This window comes from Sphingomonas bacterium (genome assembly GCF_903643035.1).
Lineage (GTDB): Bacteria > Pseudomonadota > Alphaproteobacteria > Sphingomonadales > Sphingomonadaceae > Sphingomonas.
Window position 1 is genome coordinate 1 of record NZ_CAHJWW010000226.1, and the last position, 4,489, is coordinate 4,489.

At 71.8% G+C, this 4,489-nt stretch carries 6 protein-coding genes and 1 pseudogene; all 7 read right to left on the reverse strand.

What is annotated here, in order from left to right; genetic code table 11:
- Positions 1 to 244, reverse strand: a 244-nt coding sequence (locus tag HUV01_RS12485) for an MBL fold metallo-hydrolase (protein WP_174298564.1), incomplete at its 3' end; no start/stop codon positions are given.
- Positions 245 to 537: 293 nt separating this feature from the next.
- Complete coding sequence (grxD, locus tag HUV01_RS12490) at positions 538 to 831, reverse strand: Grx4 family monothiol glutaredoxin (RefSeq protein ID WP_254606618.1); 294 nt, start codon at positions 829 to 831, stop codon at positions 538 to 540.
- Between the two features lie 77 nt (positions 832 to 908).
- Complete coding sequence (locus HUV01_RS12495; protein ID WP_174298566.1) at positions 909 to 1,142, reverse strand: BolA/IbaG family iron-sulfur metabolism protein; 234 nt, start codon at positions 1,140 to 1,142, stop codon at positions 909 to 911.
- Positions 1,143 to 1,146: 4 nt separating this feature from the next.
- Positions 1,147 to 1,470: a DUF1476 domain-containing protein gene (locus tag HUV01_RS12500; protein WP_174298567.1), complete on the reverse strand. Its 324-nt coding sequence runs from the start codon at positions 1,468 to 1,470 to the stop codon at positions 1,147 to 1,149.
- A gap of 112 nt (positions 1,471 to 1,582) precedes the next feature.
- Positions 1,583 to 2,484, reverse strand: a pseudogene (locus HUV01_RS12505) (NADPH:quinone oxidoreductase family protein).
- A complete protein-coding gene (leuD, locus tag HUV01_RS12510; protein WP_174298568.1) occupies positions 2,456 to 3,097 on the reverse strand; it encodes a 3-isopropylmalate dehydratase small subunit in 642 nt (213 codons plus the stop codon). Before leuD ends, HUV01_RS12505 begins: the two are co-directional and overlap by 29 nt.
- A 132-nt stretch (positions 3,098 to 3,229) precedes the next feature.
- Positions 3,230 to 4,489 (reverse strand): 3-isopropylmalate dehydratase large subunit (leuC, locus tag HUV01_RS12515; protein WP_174298569.1); only part of this gene is annotated, 1,260 nt, incomplete at its 5' end.

The window sequence follows — 4,489 nt, forward strand, 5'->3', positions numbered from 1 at the left end:
CGGGCGAATGGTCGCGGTGGTGGTGCGTCACGACGATCGCGCGGACCGGCCGTCCGGCGATGACGGCGGCCAGGGCGGCGAGATGCGCGGGGTCGTCGGGACCCGGATCGATCACCGCCAAGTCGCGCGTGCCGACGATGTGCGTCTGCGTGCCGGTGAAGGTATAGGGCGACGGGTTGGGCGCGAGCACGCGCACGACGAGCGGGTCGAGCCGCATCGCGATACCGGTCGGAAGCTCGGCCATCGCCGCCAGATGCCGGCCCGGACGGGCGGAGGCAAGCCCCGGCCGAGCGGCGGGCCTGCGGTCGCGGGAGGAACGGGCACCGCCCGCGCCCGGATGCGTCGGACCGGCTTACACATCCGCGCCCGGGGTCGCGGCGTTAACCCTGACAATCGCGCAGATCCCCCGATCGGGCGATCTGGCACGCAGCCTGCTGAGTGGATCGTGTGCCGAGCGTCCCGACGCTTCAGCCGGGCGGACCTGTCGAGACCGACGGGTCCGCCCAACCCGGCGCCTCCCAGCATCGACCGCCCGCGTCAGCTTCTGGCGGCGTCGTCCTGGAACAGCGCGGCCAGCTCGCCGCTCTCGTACATCTCCATCATGATGTCCGACCCGCCGACGAACTCGCCATGGACGTACAGCTGCGGGATGGTCGGCCAGTCGGAAAACGCCTTGATGCCGGCGCGCACGCCCTGGTCCTGCAACACATCGACCGAGTCGAACTCGACATTCAGATGCTCCAGTATCGCCACCGCCCGGCTGGAGAAGCCGCATTGCGGGAACAGCGGCGTGCCCTTCATGAACAGCAGTACGGGGCTCTTGGCCACCATGCCGGCGATGCGGCCCTGATCGCCGCTCGGATCGGGGGTCGGGATCGAAACGGGGGTAGTGAGGTCGGTCATGGTCGTTACTCCGGGATTGCGGTGGTAAGCTGGAGCGCGTGGAGCTCGCCGCCCATGCGCGTGCCCAGCGCCTGGTAGACGCGGCGCGTGCGCTCGACCCGCGACGCCCCGCGGAAACTCTCGGCGACGACGCGCGCCGCCCAGTGATCGCCGTCGCCGGCAAGGTCGGTCATCTGCACGGTCGCATCGGGGATGCCGGCGCGGATCAGCGCCTCGATCTGGTCGGCGGCCATCGGCACGGGTTCAGCGCGCCTCGATCAGCTGGCGGCGCGCCTCGACCATCTGGTCGTCGAGCGCGCGGCGCACGGTGCCCTCGTCGATCGCGACACCGGCGGCCATCAGGTCGCCCAGCACCTTGCGGACCACATCCTCGTCGCCCGACTCCTCGAACTCGGCCTGCACGACCGACTTGCAATAGCTGTCGGTCTCCTCGGGCGTCAGCCGCATCTGCAGCGCCGCCCAATGACCGACCAGGCGGTTGCGCCGCGCGGTGACCCGGAACGCCATCTCCTCGTCACGCGCATACTGGTTCTCGAAGGCGCGCTCGCGATCGTCGAAAATGGTCATGGCGCTTCCCGTTCCGTCTCGCCTCGTAATTAAGGCGTGCGGCGGCGGCGCGCAAGGAAGCGGCGTCGCGGACCGGGTTCGGGCCGGCTTCGAACCGGGGGTTGGGCCGAAATCAGGCGGGCGCGGCGACTCCGCCTGCCCGGTCGAACGGGAACAGGCGCGCGACGCGCGGCATGATGCGGCCCGCGGCCCACAGTGCGAACCGCTCGACATGCGCGACGGTGGCGGCGGGATCGCGCGCGGCGAATGCGCCCCAGAACACGCCGCACACGCCGCACACGTCGCAGCCCTTGAGCAGCGCGAGGTTCAGCGGGAGCCTCGGGATGCCGGCCGGAAAGCCGACGACCAGATAGCGCCCTTCCCAGCCGATGCTCCGCAACGCCGGTTCCGCATGGTCGCCGCCGACCGGATCAAGGATGACGTCGAAGCCGCACCTGCCGCCCGCCGCCTTGAAGCGATCCGCCAGCGCCATCGACCCGTCGCGGTCGAACGGCGCGCGACCATAGACCAGCGTGTCGTCCGCCCCCGCCTCGCGCGCGCCGCGCGCGCCTTGTCGTCGGACAAGACGGCGGCGACGACCCGCGCGCCCAGCACCAGCAGCGACCGACCCACCGCGAGCCGCCCGCGATCTCAGCGCGTGGATGGCGGTGGCATGGGTCAGCAGCAGCGCCGCGCCCTCCGTGAAGCCGCGCCCGTCCGGCAGCGGGTAGAGCCTGTCCCCGTCGACCGCCACCTTCTCGGCGAGGTCGCCATGGCCGACCATGCCGATCACCCGGTCGCCGGGCGACACGCCGGTCACGCCCGTTCCCACCGCCTGAACCACGCCGGCGATCTCGCCGCCCGGCGCAAACGGGCGTGGTGGCCTGGACTGGTACCGGTCGTCGATGACGAGCACGTCGGATAGTTGATCGCGCAGGCGCGGACCGCGACGACGACCTGCCCGGCGCCGGCGACCGGATCGGGCAGCTCGCCGACCTCCAGTGTTTCAGGTCCGCCCGGCGCCCGCGACAGCATCGCCTTCGTGTCGATCCCCTCCCCGCGGTCCCGGCGCGACCCACGGGCGGGAGCCGATCGTCGCCGCCTCATAGGCCGAGATCGCGACGTCCCGCGCCAACGTCAGCCCGATCTCGTCCAGCCCCTCGATCAGGCACCGGCGGCGGAACGGATCGAGCGTAAAGGCGAAGCGGTCTTGGAACGGCGTCGTCACGGTCATCGTCTCCAGATCGACGACGATCGGCTGGTCGACCGCCGCGACCAGCAGCCGGTCGATCGCCTCCTGCGGCAGGACGACGGGGACGATGCTGTTCTTCACCGCGTTGCCGGAGAAGATGTCGGAGAAGGACGGCGCGATCACCGCCCGCACCCCCATGTCGACCAGCGCCCAGGCGGCGTGCTCCCGGCTGGAGCCGCAGCCGAAATTGCTGCCCGCCACGACGATCGGCGCGCCGGCGTATCGCGGGTCGTCGAAGATGTTGCCCGGAACGGCGCGCACCGTCTCGAACGCGCCGCGTCCCAGCCCCGTGCGGCTGATCGTCTTCAGCCAGTGCGCGGGGATGATGACGTCGGTGTCGACGTTCTTCGCTCCCCATGGGTAGGCGGCGCCCGCGACGCGGGTGACGGGGGTCATCCGTGCGCCTTGCTCTCCGTCGCGGCCGGCGCCGGCCGCGCGATCGCCGCATAGGCGCACACGCCGCTCACAACCGCGCCCGCCACCAGCAACGCCAGAACATGCTTCATGACACCCACCCCTTGCGTTTTCTTACATCAGATCCCGAACATCGGCGAGCCGCCCCGTCACCGCCGCCGCCGCCGCCATCGCGGGGCTCAGCAGGTGGGTGCGCGCGCCCGGCCCCTGCCGGCCGACGAAGTTGCGGTTGCTCGTGGAGGCGCACCGCTCGCCAGGCGGCACCTTGTCCGGGTTCATCGCCAGGCACATGGAGCAGCCCGGCTCGCGCCATTCGAAGCCGGCATCGACGAAGATGCGGTCCAGCCCCTCCGCCTCCGCCTGCCGCTTCACGAGGCCGGACCCCGGCACCACCAGCGCGCGGACCCCGTCCGCGACATGCCGGCCGTCCGCGACGGAGGCGGCGGCGCGCAGGTCCTCGATCCGGCTGTTGGTGCAACTGCCGATGAAGACGTGCTGCACGGGGACGTCCTGCATCCGCGTGCCGGCCACGAGGCCCATGTAGTCGAGCGACTTGCGCGCCGCCGCCTGCCTGGCGGGATCGGCGAAGCTGTCCGGCTCGGGCACGCGGCCGGTGATCGACACCACGTCCTCGGGGCTCGTGCCCCAGGTGAGCGCGGGCGCGATGTCGGTCGCGTCCAGCTTGACGACCCGGTCGTAACGCGCGGCCGCATCGGTCGGCAGCGTCCGCCACCAGGCGACCGCCCGGTCCCATCCGTCGCCCGTCGGGGCCATGGGCCGGCCCTTCAGATAGGCCATCGTCGTCTCGTCGGGCGCCACCAGGCCGGCGCGCGCGCCGGCCTCGATCGACATGTTGGCGACGGTCAGCCGTCCCTCGACGCTCATCGCGCGGATCGCCTCGCCGGTATATTCGATGACGTGGCCCGTGCCGCCCGCCGCGCCGATGCGCCCGATGATCGCCAGCACGACGTCCTTGGGACTGACGCCGAAGCCCAGCGCGCCGTCGACCCGCACCTCCATCGTCCGCGACCGTTGCAGCAGCAGCGTCTGCGTGGCGAGCACATGCTCCACCTCGCTGGTGCCGATCCCGAAGGCGAGCGCGCCGAGCGCGCCGTGCGCGGAAGTGTGGCTGTCGCCGCAGACCAGTGTCGTGCCGGGCAGGGTGAAGCCCTGTTCCGGGCCGACGATATGGACGATGCCCTGCTCGGGCGCGAGCGCGTCGATATAGGGTACGCCGAACGCCGCGACGTTCGCGCGCAGCACGGACAGCTGCGTCGCGCTCTGCTCGTCCGCGATCGGCACCTCGCGGCCGGCGGCGTCGCGGCGCGGCGTGGTCGGCAGGTTGTGGTCGGGCACCGCGAGCGTCAGGTCGGG